The following is a 23,850-nucleotide window of genomic DNA, read 5'->3' on the forward strand; positions in this document are numbered from 1 at the left end:
GGTGGAAGAGAAGGACGTCTCTTTGCGCTCAGTGTATCGTAAAGGATATAAGCTACACGGAATTTGGGCTTGTATCTTTTTATGGAGGAATACAAAGCAGCAAAACGTTTTTTGTCTCGGTTGTCAGGTTAGTTAAATACGCATTACGCGAAACACGCCATGTTCTCAAGGAAGGCATGGGTATTAACGTTACGAATAAATTTATCAGGAAATAAAAATGAATTTTATGAAGCCTAAATATCTGGCGCTCTTTATTGCGGCGGCAACCAGCTCCGCATTCGCAGCGGCACCAGGCGCACCGTCCATTGGTTCCGGCAATGACAAATTTGCGCTGGTTGAAGTGGATCAGGCCGCTCAGGATTATAACAGTCTGGTTAAAGTCCATAATGACGGCGTAGATGTCAAAGTCGAGTGGAACGTCTGGAGCGGTGATGCGCCAACTTCAGCCAAAGTGCTGTTGGACGGTAAAACCGTGTGGACCGGTGCCGGCGGCGCGGCGGGCTCTGCAACGTTCAAAGTGAAAAAAGGCGGACGTTATCAGGAGCAGGTTGAAGTCTGTAACAACAGCGGCTGTACGAAAAGCGCCAGCAAGCTGATCATCGTTGCGGATACCGACGGTAGCCACCTGCTGCCGCTGAACACGACAATGCATGAGAACAACAAATCCTTCGCGCAGCATACCGATAAAGTGGTTGCGGCCTACTTCCCTGAGTGGGGCGTTTACGACCGTAACTTCCCGGTTGACAAAATTCCTGCTGCGAACCTCAACCACATTCTGTATGGCTTCATTCCAATCTGTGGCGGTGACGGCATCAACGACGGCCTGAAAACCGTAGAAGGCGGCAACAGCTACGGCGTGCTGCAGCGCGACTGCCAGGGACGTCCTGACTTTACCGTGGCGATCCACGATCCGTGGGCTGCCCTGCAAAAACCGCAGGCTGGCGTGTCCAACTGGGACGACCCGTACAAAGGTAACTTTGGTCAGCTGATGGCGCTGAAAAAAGCGCATCCGGACCTGAAAGTACTGCCATCTATCGGTGGCTGGACCCTGTCCGATCCGTTCTTCCACATGGGCGACCCGGCTATCCGCGCACGCTTTGTCTCCTCTGTTAAAGAGTTCCTGCAGACCTGGAAATTCTTCGACGGTGTGGATATCGACTGGGAATTCCCGGGCGGCGGCGGTGTGACCGAGACGAAAGGCAACCCGCAGCAGGATAAAGCGACCTATACGGCGCTGATGCACGATCTGCGCACGATGCTGAACGAGCTGTCTGCCCAGACTGGCCGTACCTATGAGCTGACCAGCGCAATCGGTGCGGGTAAAGATAAGATTGAAGACGTGGACTACACCACTGCTCAGCAGTACCTCGACCACATCTTCCTGATGAGCTACGACTTCTACGGCGGCTGGAGCAATACCGAGCTGGGCCACCAGGCTGCGCTGCATGCGCCAGCATGGCGACCAGACACCAACTACACCACGGAAAACGGGGTTGATGCCCTGCTGCAGCAAGGCGTACAGCCTGGCAAGATCGTGGTCGGTGCGGGCATGTATGGCCGCGGCTGGACGGGTGTACACGGCTACACCGGTAACAATCCGTTCACCGGTACCGCGACCGGTATGGTGAAAGGTACCTGGGAACCGGGCGTGGTTGACTATCGTCAGATCGTTAACGAGTACAAAGGCAAACCAGGCTGGGAATACGGCTACGACGCGGATGCAGAAGCGCCATACGTGTTCAACAAAACGACGGGTGACCTGATCACCTATGAAGACGCGCGTTCTACTGCTGCAAAAGGCAAATACGTGCTTCAGAAAAACCTGGGCGGTCTGTTCGCATGGTCTATTGACTCCGATACCGGCGACATCCTGAACGCCATGAACGAAAGCCTGCTGGGTGGCGGCTCTACGCCGGTTGATCCTGTTGTGACCAACCATGCGCCAATCGCCTCTTCTGCAGACCAGAACGTTTCTGGCCCGGCAACCGTTACGCTCGATGGTTCCGCGTCCAGCGATCCAGACGGCGATGCGATTACCTACAAATGGACTCAGGTTTCTGGCCCATCGGTCACCCTGACCAACAGCACCAAAGCGAAAGCGACCTTCAACGTTGCGGCTGCGACCAGCGATCAGACCATGGTGTTCCGCCTGACGGTTACCGACGCCAAAGGCCTGAGCAACGCGATTGACGTGCAGGTTGTTAACAAGGCGCCGAAGGCTAACCAGGCACCGGTTGTGAACCCAATGGAAGCGGTGACGCTGCAGGCGGGTGAAACCTATGTTGTGCATGCGCAGGCTGCGGATCCAGACGGTGATAACCTGACCTATACCTGGAGCGTTCCGGCAGATATGCACGCGACCGGTACTGACACCGCGAACGTGACCATCACTGCGCCAGAAGTGGCTTCTACCTCTTCCTACACCCTGAGTGTGGTGGTAGGCGATGGTAAAACCAGCGTGCAGTCTAACGTCCAGGTAACGGTTAATCCGAAACCAGCCGACGTGACGCCGCCAGCTGATGACGTGACTCCGCCGTCTGACGAAGTTACACCACCTGCTGATGACGTGACTCCGCCATCTGACGAAGGCACTGCAACCGGCAGCTGCGACGCACCGGTTGACGCCAACGCCGGCAACTACGCCGCGTGGGATTCCAGCAAAATCTACAACACTGGCGATACCGTAAGCTTCGACCATCTGGTGTGGAAAGCGAAGTACTGGACTCAGGGCAACCAGCCTGGCTTCGGCGTGGACGCATGGGAACTTGCGAGCAACGTGAAGATGAACTGGCGTTCTGATCTGGTGTACAACGGCGGCGAAACCACTACTTACCAGGGCAACGTTTACCGTGCCAAATGGTGGACCCGTGGTGACAACCCAGCGAACAGCGATGTATGGGTCAAAGAAGGCCCAGCGACAGATTGCCAATAATCTGAGCTGATAAAGACTCCCCCCGTATAAGGGGGGAGTAAATCAAAAATGATTTTACAGGATGTTGTTAAGGAGAAATAAACGAAACGGTCAGCAGGTAAAAATGAAAAAGTTAATTTTTTTATTATTAATTATCAGCCAAAGCGCGCTGGCAAACTGTTGGGATAAAGCGGCACATTATTATCACGTCGATCCTTATTTACTGTACGCGATTGCCAATGTGGAGTCGGGAATGAACCCGTATGCGGTCGGCAGAAACCATGACGGTACGCGTGACGTGGGGTTGATGCAAATTAACAGCTCACATTTTTCGGCACTGGAGAGCAGGGGGATAGATGAATATCGGCTAATAACCGAACCCTGTACCTCGATTATGGTTGGCGCATCGATTTTATCCAGCATGATTAAAGTGTATGGCTATAACTGGGAGGCGGTCGGCGCCTATAACGCCGGATTAAAGAAAGAAAATTATCCGCAACGCATGATATACGCCCACAAAGTGTGGAAAAAATATCAGGAACTGAAAGCGACAGCAAACGAATGAGTTTTTTATTTTTGAAGAATTCCTGAGGGTGTTCTTCGAAAAGAGAAAACAGCTGTCTGCGGTTTATTTATTAACGGATTAATACATAAGCCTGGATTGTTATTATTTAACTTAAATAAACAGGAATAGTGAAATGAACAAAAGGACGTTACTGAGTGTTCTCGTTGCCGGCGCATGCGTAGCACCGTTTATGGCGCAGGCTGCCTCGCTGCAAGCGACCACCAGTGAACCATACACCATGAACGCCAGCGATCTGGCGAAGAAAGAGAAAGAGCTGACCAGCTTCCCGCTGATGGATGCCGTAAAGGAAACCATTAAGACGCTGGACAACGCCCAGGTTGAACTGATTGAACCTGGTCGTGCGGCGAACCCGGAGAACGTGAAACGCGTGGAAGGGATCGTGAAAGCCAGCGACTGGGAATATCTCTTCCCGCTGCGCGCGCAGGCGTACACCTACAGCAACTTCCTGAAAGCGGTTGGTAAATTCCCGGCGCTGTGTAAGACCTACAATGACGGTCGCGACAGTGACGCTATCTGCCGTAAAGAGCTGGCAACCATGTTTGCCCACTTTGCTCAGGAAACGGGCGGTCACGAAAGCTGGCGTCCGGAAGCCGAATGGCGTCAGGCCCTGGTTCACGTGCGTGAGATGGGCTGGAGCGAAGGCCAGAAGGGCGGCTATAACGGCGAATGTAACCCGGACGTCTGGCAGGGTCAGACCTGGCCGTGCGGTAAAGATAAAGACGGCGACTTCCTGAGCTACTTCGGTCGCGGTGCGAAGCAGTTGTCCTACAACTACAACTACGGCCCGTTCTCTGAAGCGATGTACGGTGACGTACGTACGCTGCTCGACAAACCTGAGCTGGTGGCGGATACCTGGCTGAACCTGGCGAGTGCGATCTTCTTCTTCGCCTATCCACAGCCGCCTAAACCAAGCATGCTGCAGGTTATCGACGGTACATGGCAGCCGAACGATCACGATAAAGCCAACGGCCTGGTCCCTGGCTTCGGCGTGACCACCCAGATCATCAACGGTGGCGTTGAGTGCGGCGGTCCAACTGAAATTGCACAGTCTGAAAACCGTATCAAGTACTACAAAGAGTTCGCGAACTACCTGAAGGTCCCTGTTCCGGCGAACGAAGTGCTGGGCTGCGCGAACATGAAGCAGTTCGACGAAGGCGGTGCTGGCGCGCTGAAGATTTACTGGGAGCAGGACTGGGGATGGAGCGCGGATACGCCAAGCGGTGCAACCTACTCTTGCCAGCTCGTCGGCTACCAGACGCCGTTCAGCGCGTTCAAAGAGGGTGATTACAGCAAGTGCGTGCAGAAGTTCTTTAACGTGAACATCGTTAACGATGACGGTTCCGTTACGCCGGATGAAACCCCGGTAACGCCAACGCCTACGCCGTCAGAAGACGAAACGCCGGCGCCAGCGCCAGTTCCGGATGAAACCCCGGCTGAACCTGCTGTGGTGAACCACGCGCCGGTGGCGCATATCGCGGGTCCAATCGGCGCCGTTGAGGCGGGTGCTCATGTCTCTCTGAGCGCGGAAGGTTCTACCGATGCAGACGGCAACGCGCTGACCTACACCTGGCGTTCCCAGGACGGTCAGACCGTAACCGGTCAGGATAAAGCGGTTGTCACCTTTACTGCTCCAGAGTCTGCAACGGCTCAGCAGATTGAAATCAGCCTGACCGTGAGCGACGGTGAGTTGAGCAGCACCACCTCTTATCTGCTGAACGTGAAAGCCAAAGCAGCACCGTCTCCGGACGAAGGTACGTCTGGCGATTACGCGGCGTGGAGCGCGAACAGCAAGTACAAGGCAGGCGATATCGTGAACAACCACGGTAAACTGTTCCAGTGCAAACCGTTCCCGTACAGCGGCTGGTGTAACAACGCCCCGGCATACTATGAACCAGGCGCTGGCCTGGCATGGTCTGATGCCTGGACCGCTCTGTAATAGCAAACGGCAACCGAAAGGTTGCCGTTTTAGTTTTTGCACCCTCTCCAGCGGTACGGTGCAGTTGTAGACCCGGTAAGGCGAAGCCGCCACCGGGCAACAGGCTAGCGGTGCAGTTTCCCGTGATCCCGTAACCACGCCGCCGTGCGCACAATCCCTTCATCTAGCGTCACCACCGGCCGATACCCCAGTTCGTTCTCTGCCCGCGAAATATCCAGCGTGAAATCAAAATTGAGTTTAGAGACGCCGTAATGCGTCAGCGCAGGTTCTTTGGCCGCTTTACTGCCAAATCGCTCCATGCTGCGGGCAATCATGTCAAGCATGGGGTAGGGGACAGAACGGATGCGGCAGTCGATCTGCAGTTCATCAATCAGCCGCTGCACAATGCTGCGTAGCGTACAGGGTTCGCCGTTGGTGATGTTATAGGCGCGGCCAGAGATCAGCTTATCGCAGTCCGGCTGGCTGGCCAGCCACATGGCGTGGACGGCGTTTTCGTAATAGGTCATATCCACCAGCGCATCGCCACCGCGCGGCAGCAGCACGCTGCCGTAGTGATGCATCATCTGCGCCAGGCGCGGAATAAACACTTTGTCGTGCGGTCCGAACAGGCTCTGCGGACGCAGTACCGTAAAGCGGGTGTGCGGGTTCGACTGCGCCAGCAGGTCGATCACCTCTTCACTGGCCGCCTTGCTGCGCGCAAATTCACAGGCAAAGCGTGCCGGACGGAAATCTTCCTGCACATCGCGATGGTGGTGATAGTCGAAATAGAGCGACGGGGAGGAGATATGAATAAAGTTACGTACCCCCCAGGCAACGGCCCATTCGCCCAGACGGCGGGTGGCCCGCACGTTGGCGAGATCGAAGGCTTCCTGGGTCCCCCACGGAGAGGTAAAACTGGAGCAGTGCCACAGCGTATCGATTCCGGCGAGCATCACCTTCGCCTGCGAGGAGACCAGCTCCGTCAGGTCGGCATGGACGAACTCTGCGCCCATTTTTTGCAGCAGTTTTCCCATCGCCTCGTTGCGACCGGTAGCCCTGACGCTAATGCCCTTGTTGCGCAGAAATTCGACCGCATTTCGGCCTAAGCCGCTGGTCGCCCCGGTAACCAGTACCTTCATATCAATCCACTGTGTTGAAAAAGAATTTCGTGCGCATTCTTTCGTGAATTACGGCGCTATGCAATGGGAAAGGTGAAAGAAAAAGCGTTTTAATGAGTTATTTTCGTTTTTTGTTCTGCCAGTTGCGCAATTCGTTTCGCCATTCCCCGGAAGATAAAAAGATGGGCGGGGATCATGAACAGCCAGTAAAACAGGCCCGGCATCCCGTGCGGGTGCCACCAGGCGCGGACGTCCAGTTCCCGGCGATCGCCTTTATCCTTGAGGGTGAAGCAGAGTCGCCCCAGCCCCGGCGCTTTCATACCGAACAACAACGCCAGCTGCTTTTCCGGCTCGACGATGATCACTTTCCAGCTGTCCACCGCGTCGCCCACCTCAAGATACGGGCGTGCCGGGCGACCTTTCGCCAGCCTGTGCCCCACCAGCAGATCCATTGTCCCACGCGTTTGCCAGAGAAGATTGCCGAAGAAATAACGTTCTTTGCCGCCAATTTGGTTCACCACTTCCCACAGCGCCTCAAGGCTGGCAGAGGTTTTTACCGTGCAGCCCGCCTGTTTCGGGTAATAACCGTACTCCGGCCGCCAGCGGGCAAAGGCCTGCGCGTCATAACCCCAGTCGCTGGAGTTCACCAGCTGCTCTTCTTCTTTCAGCGTATTGCGTACCGCGTCGTCAAACCGGATCAGATCCTGAGGGATTAAGGCGCGCAGCTCGCGATCGTCCGCCAGCAGATCGTGTTTCAGCCCCTGAATCAGCGCTTTGGCGGTGGTCGGCGGCACGGAGGTGATCACATTTAAAAACCAGACTGAGATCCAGCGGGTCGGGAAGGGGATGGGGATCAGCCAGCGGCGGCGTCCGCTGACGCGCATGAAATGTTCGAACTGCTGCTGATAGCTCAGCACTTCAGGGCCTGCTGCTTCAAGCACCCGGTGTTGCTCCGCCGGGTGATCGAGCAATGCCACCAGATAGTGGAGCAAGTTCTCCAGCGCAATCGGCGTGGTGCGCGAGCGGACCCAGCGCGGCGGCGTCAGTACCGGCAGGTTGTAGACCATATCGCGCATCACTTCAAAAGCGGCTGAGCCCGCGCCGACGATGATCCCTGCGCGCAGTTCGGTGACGGGGATATTCGCCCCGCGCAGGGTGTCCGCCGTCAGCTGGCGCGCGCGCAGGTGATCGGACTGCTCGCTCTCAGGCGCCTGGAGCGAACTTAAAAAAATCACCTGCTTCACTGGCGTTTGCAGCAGGGCATCGCGGACGTTCAACGCCACCTGTCGCTCGTGGGCGATAAAATCACCGCCTTCGCCCATGCTGTGGACCAGGTAGTAAAGCGTGTCGACCTCTTCCAGCAGCGCGGGAAGCGCCTTCGGCCAGTTGAGGTCAACGTTGTGGCAGGTGACGCCCGGCAACGCCAGCTTTTGCAGGCGGTCGGTGTTGCGTGCCGCTGCCAGCACCTGATGTCCCCGCTGGCTCAACGCCGTGGTGAGATGCTGACCGATATACCCGCTGGCGCCCAGCACCAGAATGCGTTGCGGCACGTGAGGCTCCTTAGCGCTGTAAAAACGCCTGCCAGTGTTTCACCACCTCTGCCAGCTGTTCGCGGTTCACGTCGAGGTGCATGACCAGACGCACCACCGGAGAGGCGTTGATCAGCACGCCGCGCGCTTTCATAAATTCGCCCAGCGCAGCGGCGTGGTCATCGCCCACGCGAATGAACAGCATGTTGGTGTCGTGGCGCATCACGTCCGCTCCGATCTCGCGCAGCTGTGTGGCCATCCATGCGGCGTTATCGTGATCGTCTTTCAGGCGCGCCACGTTATTTTTGAGAGCATACAGACCCGCCGCCGCCAGAATACCGGCCTGGCGCATGCCGCCGCCGGTCATCTTACGCCAGCGGTTGGCGCGCTTGATGTAATCCGCATTGCCGACCAGCAGGGAACCCACCGGCGTACCCAGCCCTTTGGAGAGGCAAATGGTGAACGAGTCGCAATATTGCGTAATCTCTTTCAGCTCGCAGCCGTACGCCACTACGGCGTTAAAAATGCGCGCACCGTCAACGTGCAGGCCGAGCTTGCGCTCGCGGGTGAAGTCCCATGCCGCTTTCAGGTACTCGCGCGGCAGCACTTTACCGTTGTGGGTATTTTCCAGACTGAGCAGTTTCGTGCGGGCGAAATGAATATCGTCGGCTTTGATTTTTGCCGCGACCTTATCGAGCGGGAGTGTACCGTCCGGCGCGGCGTCAATCGGCTGCGGCTGGATGCTGCCGAGCACCGCCGCACCGCCGGCTTCGTAGAGATAGTTATGCGCGCCCTGGCCGACAATATACTCTTCGCCGCGCTCGCAGTGGCTGAGCAGCGCCACGAGGTTCGCCTGCGTGCCGGTCGACAGGAACAGCGCGGCCTCCTTGCCACTCAGCTCTGCCGCATAGCGCTGTAACGCGTTGACCGTCGGGTCATCGCCGTAGACGTCGTCCCCGACCGGGGCGGCCATCATCTCTTCGAGCATGGCACGGCTCGGGCGGGTAACGGTATCACTACGCAAATCAATCATTTCACATCCCTTTATTTTAAGAGGTCACGTGAAATGTTTTACCTGAGCCAGTTGGTTTTTGCCAGTTCGATCACTTCATCACCTCGGCCGCTGATGATGGCGCGCAGCATATAGAGGCTAAAACCTTTCGCCTGTTCCAGCTTGATTTGCGGTGGAATAGCCAGCTCTTCTTTGGCGACTACCACATCCACCAGCACCGGACCGTCGATAGAAAAGGCGCGCTGCAGGGCTTCATCCACGTCAGACGCTTTTTCCACGCGAATACCGGTGATGCCGCACGCCTCGGCAATGCGCGCGAAGTTGGTGTCATGCAGTTCGGTACCGTCCGTCAGATAACCACCGGCCTTCATCTCCATCGCCACAAAGCCCAGTACGCTGTTGTTGAAGACCACGATTTTGAGCGGCAGCTTCATCTGTACCACGGAGAGAAAATCACCCATGAGCATGCTAAACCCGCCGTCGCCGCACATGGCCACCACCTGACGTTCCGGTGCCGTCGCTTTTGCGCCCAGCGCCTGCGGCATGGCGTTGGCCATCGAGCCGTGGTTGAACGAACCCAGCAGGCGGCGTTTGCCGTTCATCTTCAGGTAGCGTGCTGCCCAGACGGTTGGCGTGCCGACGTCGCAGGTAAAAATGGCGTCGTCGTCAGCGAAATGGCTGATCTGCTGTGCCAGGTACTGCGGGTGGATGGCTTTGTCGCTCGGTTTGGCGAGATCGTCCAGCCCCTTACGGGCATCGCGGTAGTCACTGAGGGCTTTATCAAGAAACGCGCGATCCGTTTTCTCCTCGAGCAGCGGCAGCAGGGCGGCCAGGGTGGATTTGATATCGCCTACCAGCGCCATATCCACCTTGCTGTGCGCGCCGATGCTGGCCGGATTGATATCGATCTGAATGATTTTGGCATCCGTCGGGTAAAACGCGCGGTAAGGGAACTGGGTACCGAGTAAAATCAGCGTGTCGGCGTTCATCATGGTGTGGAACCCGCTGGAGAAACCGATCAGCCCGGTCATTCCCACATCGTAGGGGTTGTCGTACTCGACGTGCTCTTTGCCGCGCAGGGCGTGAACAATGGGGGCTTTTAGCTTACCCGCGAATTCAAGTAGCTCCTTGTGCGCGCCCGCGCAGCCGCTACCGCACATCAGGGCAATATTGCTGGAGTAACGCAGCAGCTGCGCCAGCTTTTTCAGCTCTTCTTCCGCAGGCGTCACCACAGGCTGCGGGGCGTGATACCAGTGGGTGCTGGCCCCTTCTGGTGCGGACTTGAGGGCCACATCACCCGGGATAACGACCACCGACACGCCGCGGTTCAGCACCGCCTTGCGCATGGCGATAGCCAGAACCTGCGGGATCTGCTCCGGGGATGAAACCAGTTCGCAATAGTGGCTGCATTCACGGAACAGCTCCTGCGGATGCGTCTCCTGAAAATAGCCGCTACCGATTTCGGAAGAGGGGATATGGGCGGCAATCGCCAGCACCGGCACGTGGTTACGGTGGCAGTCAAACAGACCGTTGATCAGATGCAGGTTACCTGGCCCGCACGAGCCTGCACACACGGCCAGTTCACCGGTGAGCTGCGCTTCGGCTCCCGCGGCAAATGCGGCGACCTCTTCATGGCGGGTCGGCATCCATTCAATGGTTTTCATTTTGTTAAGGCTGTCGCTCAGTCCGTTCAGGGAATCGCCGGTTACGCCCCAGATACGTTTCACGCCAGCCTGTTCCAGGGTTTTCGCTATATATGCAGCCACGGTTTGTTTCATGGGTGTCCTTCTCCTTTTTGTGATATCGCTTACAAGCTTAGAAGAAAGTCGCTGTATTGCCTGCTCAATACCCCTCAATTAACAGCGTTTCCTTGCGCGATAATTCGGCATAATCTGGTGCTGACTCAGGTGAAAACAGGAATCATTTCAAATGGTTAAATCATTGTTAATTGCTGTTAATGAAAAGCTATCGTGCGACGATCTTGGCAAACTCTTGTTACGACTTGCCGTCGGTGGGTTGATGCTCTTTCACGGTTTGCACAAGTTATTCGGCGGCGTGGGCTTTATCAGCGGCATGCTGGTGGAAAAAGGGTTGCCGGGGTTTATCGCTTATGGCGTGTTGATTGGCGAAGTGGTGGCACCGATGTTGATTATTGTCGGGCTCTTTACGCGCCCGGCCGCGCTGATGCTGGCGTTTACGATGATTGTGGCATGGCTTATGGTAGGAATGGGTGAAACGCTCGCCCTCGATAAGGTTGGGGCATGGGCGATTGAAAGCCTGGTGTACTTCTTTATTGGCTCGCTGGCGGTGGCATTTTTAGGGGCAGGGCGGTTTGCGCTGGGGAAAGCACCGGCGTGGCGTTGAGGTTTGTGCTCTGGTATGAAGGAAGGGGTCTATAGACCCTTTTTTATTGGCTGTTTTTAACTTATTGATTTTATTGTGCTGAAATGTATGTGAAGAAAAAAGGGATCGAGACGATTTTTTAGGTTATTTCTTTATCTGACAACGTGATAGGTGTAGATTGTTCCAGTTCACTGCCGTACAGGCAGCTTAGAAATGTTCCGACACTGCGTTACCCGTCAGCTGCGCCGTTCACTGCCGTACAGGCAGCTTAGAAATGCAAAAATCCGCCACGTAATCAAGACTCGACGTTCACTGCCGTACAGGCAGCTTAGAAAGTTGGCAGTGGGTTCACTCTCACAACGCCTGAGTTCACTGCCGTACAGGCAGCTTAGAAATGATGGTTGGTTATGCACGAGAAAAGGGAACGAGTTCACTGCCGTACAGGCAGCTTAGAAATGCACTAACTGATTGATGCGAGGGTAGTTGTAGTTCACTGCCGTACAGGCAGCTTAGAAAAGTCATTTCAACGGGGCCATATCAAAACGTGAGTTCACTGCCGTACAGGCAGCTTAGAAATGTTGTACTTCAGGCGACAGCGGCAGTTTTTCGTTCACTGCCGTACAGGCAGCTTAGAAAGTGCACGTTCGTGTTCAACCCGCAGATAGCGTCGTTCACTGCCGTACAGGCAGCTTAGAAAAGGAAACCCTTCTGATCCATGAGAACGAATGGGTTCACTGCCGTACAGGCAGCTTAGAAACTACACTTCGGGTTACGATCAGCCATTTCAACTGTTCACTGCCGTACAGGCAGCTTAGAAAGTCGCTATGAGCTGCACCGGCTCAACAAAAACGTTCACTGCCGTACAGGCAGCTTAGAAAAGAATCCCGGAGGACGGGATGGTGTTAAAACTGTGCACTGCCGTACAGGCAGCTTAGAAATCTTCAGGCATGTTGCAAATATGAACGCGATCGTGCACTGCCGTACAGGCAGCTTAGAAAAATCACGATAGTCCGGAGTATCGAAACTCTCAGTTCACTGCCGTACAGGCAGCTTAGAAAGTCGCTATGAGCTGCACCGGCTCAACAAAAACGTTCACTGCCGTACAGGCAGCTTAGAAAAGAATCCCGGAGGACGGGATGGTGTTAAAACTGTGCACTGCCGTACAGGCAGCTTAGAAATCTTCAGGCATGTTGCAAATATGAACGCGATCGTGCACTGCCGTACAGGCAGCTTAGAAAAATCACGATAGTCCGGAGTATCGAAACTCTCAGTTCACTGCCGTACAGGCAGCTTAGAAATCTTTAATCCGAGCCTCAAGGACATCGTTTGTGTTCACTGCCGTACAGGCAGCTTAGAAAGAAAACCTCCTGCACGGAGGCGCGAAAACAGATTTCATTGCCGTACAGGCAGCTTAGAAAAGTCCGACACTGTGTTTCCGTCTGTTCAGTACGTTCACTGCCGTACAGGCAGCTTAGAAAACAATCTGAACTCCTTACCTTGTCACAGATGCGCTTAGTGCAATACAGGCAGCTTATAAAGTCGCGGAATACAACGACGCCATCTATCAATAGTTCACTGCCGTACACGCAGCAACCATATGTAGTTCGGCACAAACACTGTGCCGCCTGATTATAAGCCCGGTGGCGCTAGCGCTTACCGGGCCTACGACGATCCAGCCCCTACAAGGTAGGCCGGGTAAACGCAGTGCCACCCGGCAAAAACGGGGGCACCGCATCAGATTATGCGAGGACCAGATCCCCCTGCGGATGGCATGAGCACGCCAGCACGTAACCTTCGGCAATTTCCGCGTCGGAGAGCGTCATGGTACTGGTGACAGTGTACTCACCTGAAACCACTTTCGTCTTACAGCAACCGCATACGCCCGCACGGCAGGCGGCCACTACCGGTACCTTATTGCTTTCGAGTGCCTCCAGCAAAGTCGTTCCCACGCGGCCAAAGAAGGTCTGCGCAGGCTGTAGCTTAGTAAACTGAATCCCGCTGGTTGCCGCCTCCGCTACCGGCGTGAAGAATTGCTCCTTGAAGAAGCGGGTCACGCCAAGCGCCTTCACTTCTTTCTCGACGGTATCCATGTAAGGCGCCGGGCCGCAGGTCATCACGGTACGGTGCGCAATATCCGGCACGCTTTGCAGCAGCTCGCGGCTCAGACGGCCGGGCACAAAACCGTGGACCGCATTGTGTTCTGCCACCAGTGTTACCGGATAATTACGCCACTCCTCGGCAAAAATGACATCTTCCGGAGAGCGAACGCTAAAGATCACCTGCACGTCGGCCTGCGGACGGTTTTTCGCCAGCCAGCGGCGCATGGACATAATCGGCGTGACGCCACAGCCCGCCGCCAGCAGCAGGAATTTATCTTCCGCCTTGTCGTCACAGGTGAAATCGCCCTGGGCGTCTGACAGCCAGATATAGTCTCCGCGCTTCACGTCACGGGTCAGCCACTGCGAGCCGGCACCGTCATCAATACGGCGAATGGTAAGCGTGATGTATTCGCTCACGCCCGGCGTTGAGGAGATCGTGTAGGCACGCAGGGTGTCCGCCGAATGGCGGACACTGACCAGCGCATACTGACCGGCACGGTACGGATAGTAATCGTGGCAAATCAGTGAGAGCGTCCACACATCCGGCGTCTCCTGGTGGATGTGATGAACCTGCATCCTCCACGGACATTGTGAGGTTGGCATGGTCATGAATAACTCCTTACGCGCTCAGCAGCTGCTTCATATCATCTTCAACGTTGGTGACGGAGCGCAGGCCGAATTTTTCGTTCAGCACGGCCAGCAGGTCCGGCGTCAGGAAGCCTGGCGCGGTCGGGCCGGTCACGATGTTGGTCACGCCCAGAGAGAGCAGGGTCAGCAGGATGACGATCGCTTTCTGCTCAAACCACGAAAGCACCAGCGACAGCGGCAGGTCGTTCACGCCACAGCCCAGTTTCTCCGCCAGGGTAACCGCCAGAATAATGGCCGAGTAAGCATCGTTACACTGGCCCGCATCGATCAGGCGCGGCAGACCTTCGATATTGCCGAAGTCCAGCTTGTTGAAACGGTATTTACCGCACGCCAGGGTCAGGATCAGGCAATCGTCCGGTACGCTGGTGGCGAAATCGGTGAAGTAGTTACGCTCACCGCGCGCGCCGTCGCAGCCGCCGACGAGGAAGATGTGGCGCAGCTTTTCACGGCTGACGAGATCGATCAGCGAATCTGCGGCGCCGAGCAGGGTTTCACGGCCAAAGCCGACGGTGATCAGATGCGGAATTTCGCTGTACGGGAAGCCCGCCATCTGCTGCGCCTGGGCAATAACCGGACCGAAATCGTCGCCTTCGAGGTGGCTCACGCCCGGCCAGCCGACGATGCTGCGGGTCCAGATGCGGTCGTCATACGCGCCCACGGTAGGGTCGATGATGCAGTTAGAGGTCATCACGATAGGGCCAGGGAAGCGGGCGAACTCCACCTGCTGGTTCTGCCAGCCGCTGCCGTAGTTACCGATCAGATGTTTGAATTTACGCAGCTCCGGGTAGCCGTGCGCAGGCAGCATTTCGCCGTGGGTATAAACGTTGACGCCAGTGCCTTCAGTCTGCTTCAGCAGGTTGTAGAGATCTTTCAGGTCATGACCGGAGATCAGGATACATTTACCCTCGGTCGCCTTCACGTTGACCTGCGTTGGCGTCGGGTGGCCGTAGGTACTGGTTTCACCGGCATCCAGAATGCTCATCACGCGGAAGTTCATCTGGCCGATTTCCATTGAGCACTCAAGCAGGGCGTTCATATCGGCAGGCCAGGTACCCAGCCACGCCATGATTTTGTGGTACTGCGCGTAGATATCGTTGTCGTACTGACCGAGAACGTGCGCGTGCTCCATATACGCCGCTGCGCCTTTCAGACCGTACAGGCACAGCAGGCGCAGGCCGAGAATGTTCTCGCCAATCGCCGCTTTGTCTTTATTCGGGGTAAAGTCTGCCGCCTGACGCTGGAGGTCGCCCAGGTCATCACTCGCCAGCTGGAGTTCTGACATCGGGTTGTCCACGCGAGCGTTAGCATCAGCGTTCAGGCACTGCGCTTTCAGCGCTTCACGCAGGGCGATAGCTTCACGGGCATAGCCGACGATACGAGGGGAATCAAAGTTAACGTTGGTCAGCGTAGAAAAGAATGCGCGCGGCGCGAAGCTGTCGACGTAGTGGTCGACGATGCCGTATTCGCGGGCTTTGAATGCCCATGCGGAAAGGCCTTGCAGGGCAGCAATCAGCAGGTCCTGCAGGTCTGATGTTTCTGCGGTTTTGCCGCACATACCCTGCGCGTAAGAGCAGCCATTGCCTGCCGGGGTACGGATGGTTTGTTCACATTGCACACAAAACATAATCACACCTGTTAAAGTTATATTTGATATACATGTTTAAGGTTATGCCTGTGCCAGAACGGTGAAAAGCGCTTTCTGCTACAAAATAGAGGGAGATTGATTTAGCGCAATTTTGGCGGCAGGCACCCTACCGCCAAAGAAGTATCAGGCAGAGAAGAACGCCATCAGAATGGGAACCAGTAAACTCAAAATAAAGCCGTGCACGATGGCCGCGGGCACCATTTCCAGCCCGCCTGAGCGCTGAAGTACCGGCAGGGTAAAGTCCATCGAGGTCGCGCCGCACAGACCCAGTGCGGTAGAGCGACTGCGGCGAACCAGCCCCGGGATCAGCATAATGGCAATCAGCTCACGCGCCAGATCGTTAAAGAAGGCGGCGCTGCCGATCACCGGACCGAATGATTCAGTCAGCAGAATACCGGAAAGGGAGTACCAGCCAAATCCGGAGGCCATTGCCAGGCCGGTTTTCAGCGGCAGATCGAGAATAAAAGCATTAATCACACCCGCCACCATTGAGCTGGCGACAACCATTACGGCAATAATCATTCCCCGACGGTTGAGGACAATCTGTTTCAGGGTCATGCCGTTATTTCGCAGCTGGATACCAATCAGGAACAGCAGGAAGATCAGGGTATATTCACTGGCTTCTGTCGCGTGCCGTAAAAATGCCCATCCGGTGAGACCCAGAAGAAAACCGAGCACCACGACGCCGCAGAGTTTTAATGACTCAAGTGCCATCGCAATACGGGAGGGCAGCTTTTCCTGGAGGTGATGGTTTTTCCAGGGAATGGTGCGTTCCAGCCACAGCAGTGCGGCAATATTGCACAGCAAAATAACCGTAACCGTGACGGCTGAATAATGCAAAATGGAGAGTAAATTCGCGGACAGGTTATCCAGGAAGGCCAGGCTGATCCCCATAAAGAAAAGAATGAGGTAAACAATCCCGCTGAGAAAACGGTTGATAAGCCGTAATGCGGATTCCTGACGCAGCGGAATAAGGTAGCCCGCAATCAGGGGCAGCAGAATAATGAGGAGTCCTGAAAACATGAACAGCCGGTCCTTTTGAGTGTCTGTTGAGCGCCAGAGACACTACCCAATAAAGGCTATTCAGTAAAGCGGCAAAAGAAAGCCGGGTGGCGGCTACGCCTTACCCGGCTTGTATGTGCGGCCTGTTGCCCTCACCCCGGCCCTCTCCCACGGGGAGAGGGAGGGAAAGATTAATCGCGTTTTTCCAGCAGGGTACGATACAGCACGCCGCCCAGAATACCGCCGATAATTGGCATCACCCAGAACAGCCACAGCTGCTCAAGCGCCCAGCCGCCCTGGAAGATGGCGACGGCGGTACTGCGTGCCGGGTTAACGGAGGTGTTGGTGACCGGAATTGAAATCAGGTGGATAAGCGTCAGCGCCAGACCAATAGCAATCGGGGCAAAGCCAGCAGGCGCGTGTTTGTCGGTGGCGCCGTGGATCACCAGCAGGAAGCCCGCGGTCAGCACAATTTCAATCACGATGGCAGACAGCATGGAGTAACCGCCCGGCGAGTGCTCGCCAAAGCCGTTTGAGGCGAAGCCGCTGGCGGCCGCGTCAAAGCCGGCCTTACCGCTGGCAATAACGTACAGAACGCCAGCCGCAATAATACCGCCCACCACCTGCGCCACGATGTAGCCAATGATGTCTTTAGCAGGAAAACGACCGCCCGCCCATAAACCTAACGTCACAGCCGGGTTAAAATGACCACCGGAAATATGCCCCACGGCGAAGGCCATGGTTAATACGGTTAAGCCAAACGCCAGCGCGACGCCGACAAAACCAATGCCTAATTCCGGGAACGCTGCTGCCAGAACGGCGCTACCGCAGCCACCAAATACCAGCCAGAATGTACCAAAACATTCTGCAGCCAATTTTCTAAACATAACCACCTCAAATAATTTCCGCGCGCTTTCCCGCGGGCGGGATATATCGCCATAAAGGGATGACGACTCAAAGAGCCCGTATTTTAGAAACCAACAACATCCCTTCGCCACTTAAATAAATTCGATAAATTTGATTTAAGGCAATGTGATGTCATTCCTTGTTCAAATGAGCGGTAAATAGAGCATAGACCAATTCTTGTCAGGGTGAATGTTATGCTGTCGTGACAAGATTCCTCCCGCTATACTGCTGATAACTTAAAGGAAAAAGTGTTCATTTCGCGGGGGATTTATGCTTCTCGAACGTGTGGAAATTGTCGGGTTTCGCGGTATTAACCGCCTGTCGCTGCAGCTTGAGCAGAACAACGTCCTGATCGGCGAGAACGCGTGGGGTAAGTCCAGCCTGCTCGATGCGCTGACGTTACTGCTATCCCCCGAAGACGATCTGTATCACTTTGTCCACGACGATTTCTGGTTCCCGCCCGGGGACGTGACGGGACGCGAGAAGCACCTGCATATTATCCTGACGTTCCGTGAATCCGAGCCAGGCCGTCACCGCGTGCGTCGCTTCCGCCCGCTGTCACCCTGTTGGGTGCCCTGTGACGATGATTTCCACCGGATTTTCTATCGCCTGGAAGGCGAGATGGCGGAAAACGAAGGGGTCCTGACCCTGCGCGAGTTTCTTGATGAAAAAGCCAACCCGATCCCACTGGACAACATCGACGATTTGGCTCGCCACCTGACCCGCCTGACGCCGGTATTGCGGTTGCGTGATGCGCGCTTTATGCGGCGTATCCGTAACGGCACGGTACCGAATATGCCGGAGGTGGAAGTCACCGCCCGCGAGCTGGATTTTCTGGCGCGTGAGCTGGTGTCGCGTCCGCAAAACCTGACCGATGGTCAGATTCGCCAGGGGTTGTCCGCGATGGTACAACTGCTGGAGCACTATTTTTCCGAGCAGGGGACATCGGAGTCGCGCCACAGGCTGATGCGCCGTCGCTCTCATGATGAACAACGCAGCTGGCGCTATCTCGACATCATCAACCGGATGATCGACCGGCCCGGCGGTCGTACCCATCGGGTGATTCTTCTGGGGCTGTTTTCAACACTTTTGCAGGCTAAAGGCACCGTGCGTCTTGACCGGGATGCCCGCCCGTTGCTGCTGGTGGAAGATCCTGAAACGCGGCTTCACCCCATCATGCTCTCGGTGGCGTGGCATCTGCTGAATTTGCTGCCGCTCCAGCGTATTACGACCACCAATTCTGGTGAGCTATTATCCATGACGCCGGTTGAGCATATCTGCCGTCTGGTGCGCGAGTCTTCGCGGGTCTCCGCGTACCGTCTCGGGCCTGGCGGTTTAAATGCCGAAGACGGGCGGCGCATCGCGTTTCATATTCGTTTTAATCGCGCGTCGTCACTTTTTGCCCGCTGTTGGCTGCTGGTGGAAGGGGAAACGGAGACCTGGGTCATCAACGAACTGGCGCGTCAGTGTGGGCACCATTTTGATGCGGAAGGCATTAAGGTGATCGAATTTGCCCAGTCGGGATTAAAACCGCTGATAAAATTTGCCCGCCGGATGGGTATTGAATGGCATGTGCTGGTGGACGGTGACGAGGCGGGTAAAAAGTATGCCTCGACCGTGCGTAGCCTGCTGAATAATGAACGGGAAGAAGAGCGCGACCATTTAACCATGCTCCCCGCGATGGACATGGAGCACTTTATGTATCGTCAGGGGTTTGACGATGTGTTCCACCGCATTGCGATGGTGCCGGTCGATGTTCCGATGAACATGCGCCGCGTGATCGCCAAAGCGATACACCGTTCGTCAAAACCGGATCTCGCCATTGAAGTGGCGACGGAAGCGGGAAGGCGGGGCGTGGAGGCGGTGCCCACTCTGCTGAGGAAGATGTTCTCCCGCGTGCTGTGGCTGGCACGCGGGAGGGCGGATTAACCTCGGGTCGCCTGATTCACCTGCTGAATCAGGCTGTCCAGCAGTTCGTAGCGACGGCGATATTCGGAACGTTTTTTGCTCGCGATCTCTTCCATCGGTTTACGCGGCATGACAAGCGGCAGCATAAAGTTACCGCTATCCTGCTTTTCACCGCCGAGGGAGAGCCAGAAGCTGTCATAATCAGCCAGCAGTTTTCCCTCTTTTTTCTTGCGGTAGCGCCAGCTGCGATAAATATGGGTGTCGTTACTGACGGCAACAATCTGTTCGACCGGGAAAGCGGCGCCGAGCGTCATGGCGGTTTCAACCAGCAGACGTTTCGGGAACAGCCCATGGCAGGCCTTCGTCGCTTTCTGGATCCGCTCATGGGGAACATGCGCTTTTGCGCCCTGCAAACCGCCAATGAACAGCGTCGATTTTCCGGCAAAAGGGCAGAGCGTGAAGGTTATCTCCGCCAGGACTGTATTTTGATCGTCGCAGAAGACGAGGGTGGCTTCTCCCTCTTTATCCATAAACGCATCAGCACACAGGCGAACGGTAAAGTGCTGTTCATCTTTACCGGTTAAGGTCAGCAGCGTGGCACCCTGCTTCGAAAGATAGCCCTGCAGCAGCGTCGCCGGAAGCTGGCGGCTCATGATCTGATAGTGCCAGTTAAGAGACTCCAGCGCGTGCTGACGTTCCATGTTCACCGTCAGCCACGGGCGGTGCATCCGGCAGGGCAGCCCCGGCTGAGCTTGTAATATCTGCATCAGACGCGGCTGTTTTGCCAGGCGCGTCAACAGGCGAGAGGTGGTGACGGGAGCCGCAAGCGACCGTAACACGAACTTGCGCCGATAAGCCGGATTCTGCCATGCCAGTCCTGGGGTAAGCTTACCCAAAGCCAGGTTTTTGAAAAGCTGCCAGCCGGAGGCAGGCTGCGTCAGGGGGGAATAAGGCGTATCGACGATGGAAGACATGATAAATCCTGAATCTTTTGGAATATCACTATTTCAACAAGAGGAATATCAACATCTCGTCAACAAATTAGGACGATTTCGGAGAACAGGGGTTTCGTTAAGGAGTCGTTTAGATAGAATCAACATTTATTATTGCCAGAACATTTATTTGGAATATTTATGAACCTCAAGGGAAAACGCAGAACGCTATTTCTGCTGCTGGCGGTCGTGATTTTAGTCGGTGGATTCTGGTTATGGCAGGTGCTTAACGCACCGGTGCCGCAGTACCGGACACTGATCGTTCGCCCCGGCGAACTGCAGCAAAACGTCCTGGCGACGGGTAAGCTTGATGCATTGCGCAAGGTTGACGTTGGCGCTCAGGTCAGCGGCCAGCTGAAAACGCTGTCGGTAGAGATCGGTGATAAGGTAAAAAAAGGCCAGTTGCTGGGTGTTATCGATCCTGAACAGGCCGAGAACCAGATCCGCGAGGTGGAAGCCACGCTGATGGAGCTGCGCGCCCAGCGTGCTCAGGCGCTGGCTGAACGTAATCTGGCCCAGGTCACGCTGACCCGTCAGCAGGCGCTGGCAAAAACCCAGGCCATTTCGAAGCAGGATTTAGATACTGCCACGACGGAGCTGGCGGTCAAGCAGGCGCAGATTGGCACCATCGACGCACAAATCAAACGTAATCAGGCCTCGCTGGACACGGCGAAAACCAACCTCGACTACACGCAAATCGTTGCGCCGATGGCCGGTGAAGTCACCCAGATCACCACGCTGCAGGGGCAGACGGTAATTGCCGCCCAGCAGGCGCCTAACATTCTGACGCTGGCGGATATGAGCACTATGCTGGTCAAAGCGCAGGTTTCCGAGGCGGATGTTATCCATCTGAAACCTGGGCAGAATGCCTGGTTTACCGTGCTTGGCGACCCGCAGACGCGCTATGAAGGCGTGCTGAAAGACATTCTGCCGACGCCGGAAAAGGTTAACGACGCTATCTTTTACTACGCCCGTTTTGAAGTGCCAAACCCACAGGGCGTGCTGCGTCTGGATATGACTGCCCAGGTGCATATCCAGCTGACCGGCGTGAAGAACGTGCTCACCATTCCGCTCTCCGCGCTGGGCGAATCCGCCGGGGACAATCGCTATAAAGTGAAAGTGCTGCGCAACGGCGAGACGCGCGATCGCGAAGTGGTGATTGGCGCGCGTAATGATACCGATGTGGTGGTGGTGAAAGGGCTGGAAGAGGGTGAGGAGGTGGTTGTCAGTGAAAGCCTGCCCGGAGCCGCGAAATGACCGCGCTGCTTGAGCTGAAGGATATCCGTCGCAGCTATCCGTCGGGCGACGGTCCGGTGGAGGTGCTGAAAGGTATCTCCCTGCGCGTGGAAGCGGGCGAGATGGTGGCGATTGTCGGCGCGTCAGGCTCCGGTAAATCGACGCTGATGAACATTCTCGGCTGCCTGGATAAACCCACCAGCGGGACCTATCGCGTGGCCGGGACGGATGTCTCCACGCTCGACGGCGACGCGCTGGCGAAGCTGCGCCGGGAACATTTTGGTTTTATCTTCCAGCGTTACCACCTGCTCTCACACCTGAACGCGGCGCAAAACGTCGAGGTGCCAGCCGTCTATGCAGGCGTGGAGCGGAAGAAACGTCTTGAGCGTGCGAAGACGCTGTTAACGCGTCTCGGGCTGGCTGAACGCGTGGAGTACCAGCCGTCGCAGCTGTCCGGTGGCCAGCAGCAGCGCGTGAGTATTGCCCGCGCGCTGATGAATGGCGGGCAGGTGATCCTCGCGGATGAACCCACCGGGGCGCTCGACAGCCATTCCGGTGAAGAGGTGATGGCGATCCTCCACCAGCTTCGCGATCAGGGGCACACGGTGATCATCGTTACCCACGATCCGCAGGTGGCGGCGCAGGCGGAACGCATTATTGAGATCCACGACGGCGAGCTGGTCAGCAACCCGCCGCCGCGTGCGTCCAGAGCGGCAGCCCCGAAAGAAGCTCTGCCGGCCTCAACCGGCTGGGGACAATTTTCCAGCGGCTTTCGTGAAGCGCTGAACATGGCCTGGCTGGCGATGGCGGCCAACAAAATGCGCACCCTGCTGACCATGCTCGGGATTATCATCGGTATTGCTTCGGTGGTCTCGATTGTGGTGGTGGGCGACGCCGCCAAGCAGCTGGTGCTGGCCGATATTCGCGCCATCGGTACCAATACCATTGATGTCTATCCCGGCAAGGACTTTGGCGACGACGAACCGCAGTATCAGCAGGCGCTAAAGTATGACGATCTGGCAGCGATTCAGAAGCAGCCGTGGGTAAACTCCGCCACGCCAGCCGTTTCGCAAAACCTGCGTCTGCGGGTAGGGAATGTTGACGTTGCCGCCAGCGCCAACGGCGTCAGCGGGGACTACTTCAACGTCTACGGCATGACCTTCAGCGAAGGGGCGACCTTTAATGCCGAACAGCTGGCGGGCAGGGCGCAGGTGGTGGTGCTGGATGCGAACTCGCGCAGGCAACTCTTCCCTAATAAAGCCAGTGTGGTCGGTGAAGTGATCCTGGTCGGCAACATGCCTGCCACGGTCATTGGTGTGGCGGAAGAGAAACAGTCGATGTTTGGCAGCAGCAAGATCCTGCGCGTCTGGTTGCCCTACACCACGATTTCCGGGCGGATCATGGGGCAGTCATGGCTCAACTCCATCACCGTGCGTGTGAAGGAGGGCTACGACAGCGCGCTGGCCGAACAGCAGCTTGAGCGGTTGCTTACGTTGCGCCACGGGAAGAAGGATTTCTTCACCTGGAACATGGACGGCCTCTTGAAAACGGCTGAAAAGACCACACGTACTCTTCAGCTGTTCCTCACGCTGGTGGCGGTGATCTCGCTGGTCGTCGGCGGCATCGGGGTGATGAATATCATGCTGGTGTCGGTCACGGAACGTACCCGGGAGATTGGCATCCGCATGGCGGTCGGGGCCAGAGCCAGTGATGTACTGCAACAGTTTCTGATTGAGGCTGTGCTGGTGTGCCTGGTCGGCGGGGCGATGGGGATTGCGCTCTCGATGATGATTGCGTTCGCGCTCCAGCTCTTTTTACCCGGGTGGGAGATTGGTTTCTCGCCGGTCGCCATTATTACCGCATTTTTATGTTCGACCTTTACCGGCATTTTGTTTGGCTGGCTCCCCGCCCGCAACGCGGCGCGGCTGGATCCGGTGGATGCGCTGGCTCGGGAATAACCCGAAAATAAAAATGCCAGCCGATCGGGCTGGCATTTTGAC

General features: G+C 56.2%; 16 protein-coding genes and 1 CRISPR repeat array. Of the genes, 7 read left to right on the plus strand and 9 right to left on the minus strand.

Annotated features, from left to right (window positions below; translation table 11 throughout):
• Nucleotides 1-217 precede the first annotated feature (217 nt).
• From L383_RS20830 to L383_RS20820, 3 genes are all read left to right on the plus strand, one after another.
• Nucleotides 218-2,932: a glycosyl hydrolase family 18 protein gene (locus L383_RS20830; protein ID WP_023332519.1), complete on the plus strand. Its 2,715-nt coding sequence runs from the start codon at nucleotides 218-220 to the stop codon at nucleotides 2,930-2,932.
• 103 nt (nucleotides 2,933-3,035) lie between these two features.
• Nucleotides 3,036-3,476 (plus strand): type III secretion system invasion protein IagB, encoded by a 441-nt coding sequence (gene iagB / locus L383_RS20825; protein ID WP_014883183.1) that lies wholly within the window; start codon nucleotides 3,036-3,038, stop codon nucleotides 3,474-3,476.
• Nucleotides 3,477-3,609: 133 nt separating this feature from the next.
• Entirely contained in the window at nucleotides 3,610-5,433 is a 1,824-nt protein-coding gene (locus tag L383_RS20820) for a glycoside hydrolase family 19 protein (protein WP_023332520.1), read from the plus strand.
• Between the two features lie 104 nt (nucleotides 5,434-5,537).
• On the opposite strand, the gene L383_RS20815 is transcribed toward L383_RS20820, so the two are convergent.
• The 4 genes from L383_RS20815 to poxB form a co-directional block, all read right to left on the minus strand.
• Complete coding sequence (locus L383_RS20815) at nucleotides 5,538-6,551, minus strand: NAD-dependent epimerase/dehydratase family protein (RefSeq protein WP_014883185.1); 1,014 nt, start codon at nucleotides 6,549-6,551, stop codon at nucleotides 5,538-5,540.
• Nucleotides 6,552-6,640: 89 nt separating this feature from the next.
• On the minus strand, nucleotides 6,641-8,080 hold the full coding sequence (locus L383_RS20810; protein ID WP_023332521.1) for an SDR family oxidoreductase: 1,440 nt from the start codon (nucleotides 8,078-8,080) through the stop codon (nucleotides 6,641-6,643).
• A gap of 10 nt (nucleotides 8,081-8,090) precedes the next feature.
• A complete protein-coding gene (ltaE, locus tag L383_RS20805; protein WP_023332522.1) occupies nucleotides 8,091-9,092 on the minus strand; it encodes a low-specificity L-threonine aldolase in 1,002 nt (333 codons plus the stop codon).
• Nucleotides 9,093-9,130: 38 nt separating this feature from the next.
• On the minus strand, nucleotides 9,131-10,849 hold the full coding sequence (gene poxB / locus L383_RS20800; RefSeq protein ID WP_023332523.1) for a ubiquinone-dependent pyruvate dehydrogenase: 1,719 nt from the start codon (nucleotides 10,847-10,849) through the stop codon (nucleotides 9,131-9,133).
• Nucleotides 10,850-11,000: 151 nt separating this feature from the next.
• Here poxB and L383_RS20795 point away from each other — a divergent pair, with 151 nt between their 5' ends.
• Nucleotides 11,001-11,435, plus strand: a complete 435-nt coding sequence (locus L383_RS20795; RefSeq protein WP_023332524.1) for a DoxX family protein — start codon at nucleotides 11,001-11,003, stop codon at nucleotides 11,433-11,435.
• A 165-nt stretch (nucleotides 11,436-11,600) separates the two neighbouring features.
• Nucleotides 11,601-12,952: a CRISPR direct-repeat array (repeat unit 28 nt; unit sequence GTTCACTGCCGTACAGGCAGCTTAGAAA).
• A gap of 201 nt (nucleotides 12,953-13,153) precedes the next feature.
• Here L383_RS20795 and hcr read toward each other — a convergent pair.
• From hcr to aqpZ, 4 genes are all read right to left on the minus strand, one after another.
• Entirely contained in the window at nucleotides 13,154-14,122 is a 969-nt protein-coding gene (gene hcr / locus L383_RS20790) for an NADH oxidoreductase (protein WP_023332525.1), read from the minus strand.
• Between the two features lie 10 nt (nucleotides 14,123-14,132).
• Nucleotides 14,133-15,785, minus strand: coding sequence for a hydroxylamine reductase (gene hcp / locus L383_RS20785; RefSeq protein WP_014883191.1), 1,653 nt, complete (start codon nucleotides 15,783-15,785; stop codon nucleotides 14,133-14,135).
• Nucleotides 15,786-15,929: 144 nt separating this feature from the next.
• Complete coding sequence (locus L383_RS20780; protein WP_023332526.1) at nucleotides 15,930-16,829, minus strand: LysO family transporter; 900 nt, start codon at nucleotides 16,827-16,829, stop codon at nucleotides 15,930-15,932.
• A gap of 170 nt (nucleotides 16,830-16,999) precedes the next feature.
• The gene (gene aqpZ / locus L383_RS20775) at nucleotides 17,000-17,695 is read right to left on the minus strand and encodes an aquaporin Z (RefSeq protein ID WP_023332527.1); all 696 of its coding nucleotides are present in this window, start codon (nucleotides 17,693-17,695) and stop codon (nucleotides 17,000-17,002) included.
• 289 nt (nucleotides 17,696-17,984) lie between these two features.
• Here aqpZ and L383_RS20770 point away from each other — a divergent pair, with 289 nt between their 5' ends.
• Nucleotides 17,985-19,643 (plus strand): ATP-dependent endonuclease, encoded by a 1,659-nt coding sequence (locus L383_RS20770; RefSeq protein WP_014883194.1) that lies wholly within the window; start codon nucleotides 17,985-17,987, stop codon nucleotides 19,641-19,643.
• Here L383_RS20770 and L383_RS20765 read toward each other — a convergent pair.
• Nucleotides 19,640-20,596, minus strand: coding sequence for a VirK/YbjX family protein (locus L383_RS20765; protein WP_023332528.1), 957 nt, complete (start codon nucleotides 20,594-20,596; stop codon nucleotides 19,640-19,642). The two genes, L383_RS20770 and L383_RS20765, sit on opposite strands and share 4 nt — an antisense overlap.
• Nucleotides 20,597-20,755: 159 nt before the next feature.
• Between L383_RS20765 and macA the strand changes: the two genes are divergently transcribed.
• Nucleotides 20,756-21,871 (plus strand): macrolide transporter subunit MacA, encoded by a 1,116-nt coding sequence (gene macA, locus L383_RS20760; RefSeq protein WP_014883196.1) that lies wholly within the window; start codon nucleotides 20,756-20,758, stop codon nucleotides 21,869-21,871.
• On the plus strand, nucleotides 21,868-23,808 hold the full coding sequence (macB, locus tag L383_RS20755) for a macrolide ABC transporter ATP-binding protein/permease MacB (protein WP_023332529.1): 1,941 nt from the start codon (nucleotides 21,868-21,870) through the stop codon (nucleotides 23,806-23,808). Before macA ends, macB begins: the two co-directional genes overlap by 4 nt.
• Nucleotides 23,809-23,850 lie beyond the last annotated feature (42 nt).

The organism is Enterobacter sp. MGH 37 (genome assembly GCF_000534515.1).
Classification (GTDB): domain Bacteria; phylum Pseudomonadota; class Gammaproteobacteria; order Enterobacterales; family Enterobacteriaceae; genus Enterobacter; species Enterobacter kobei.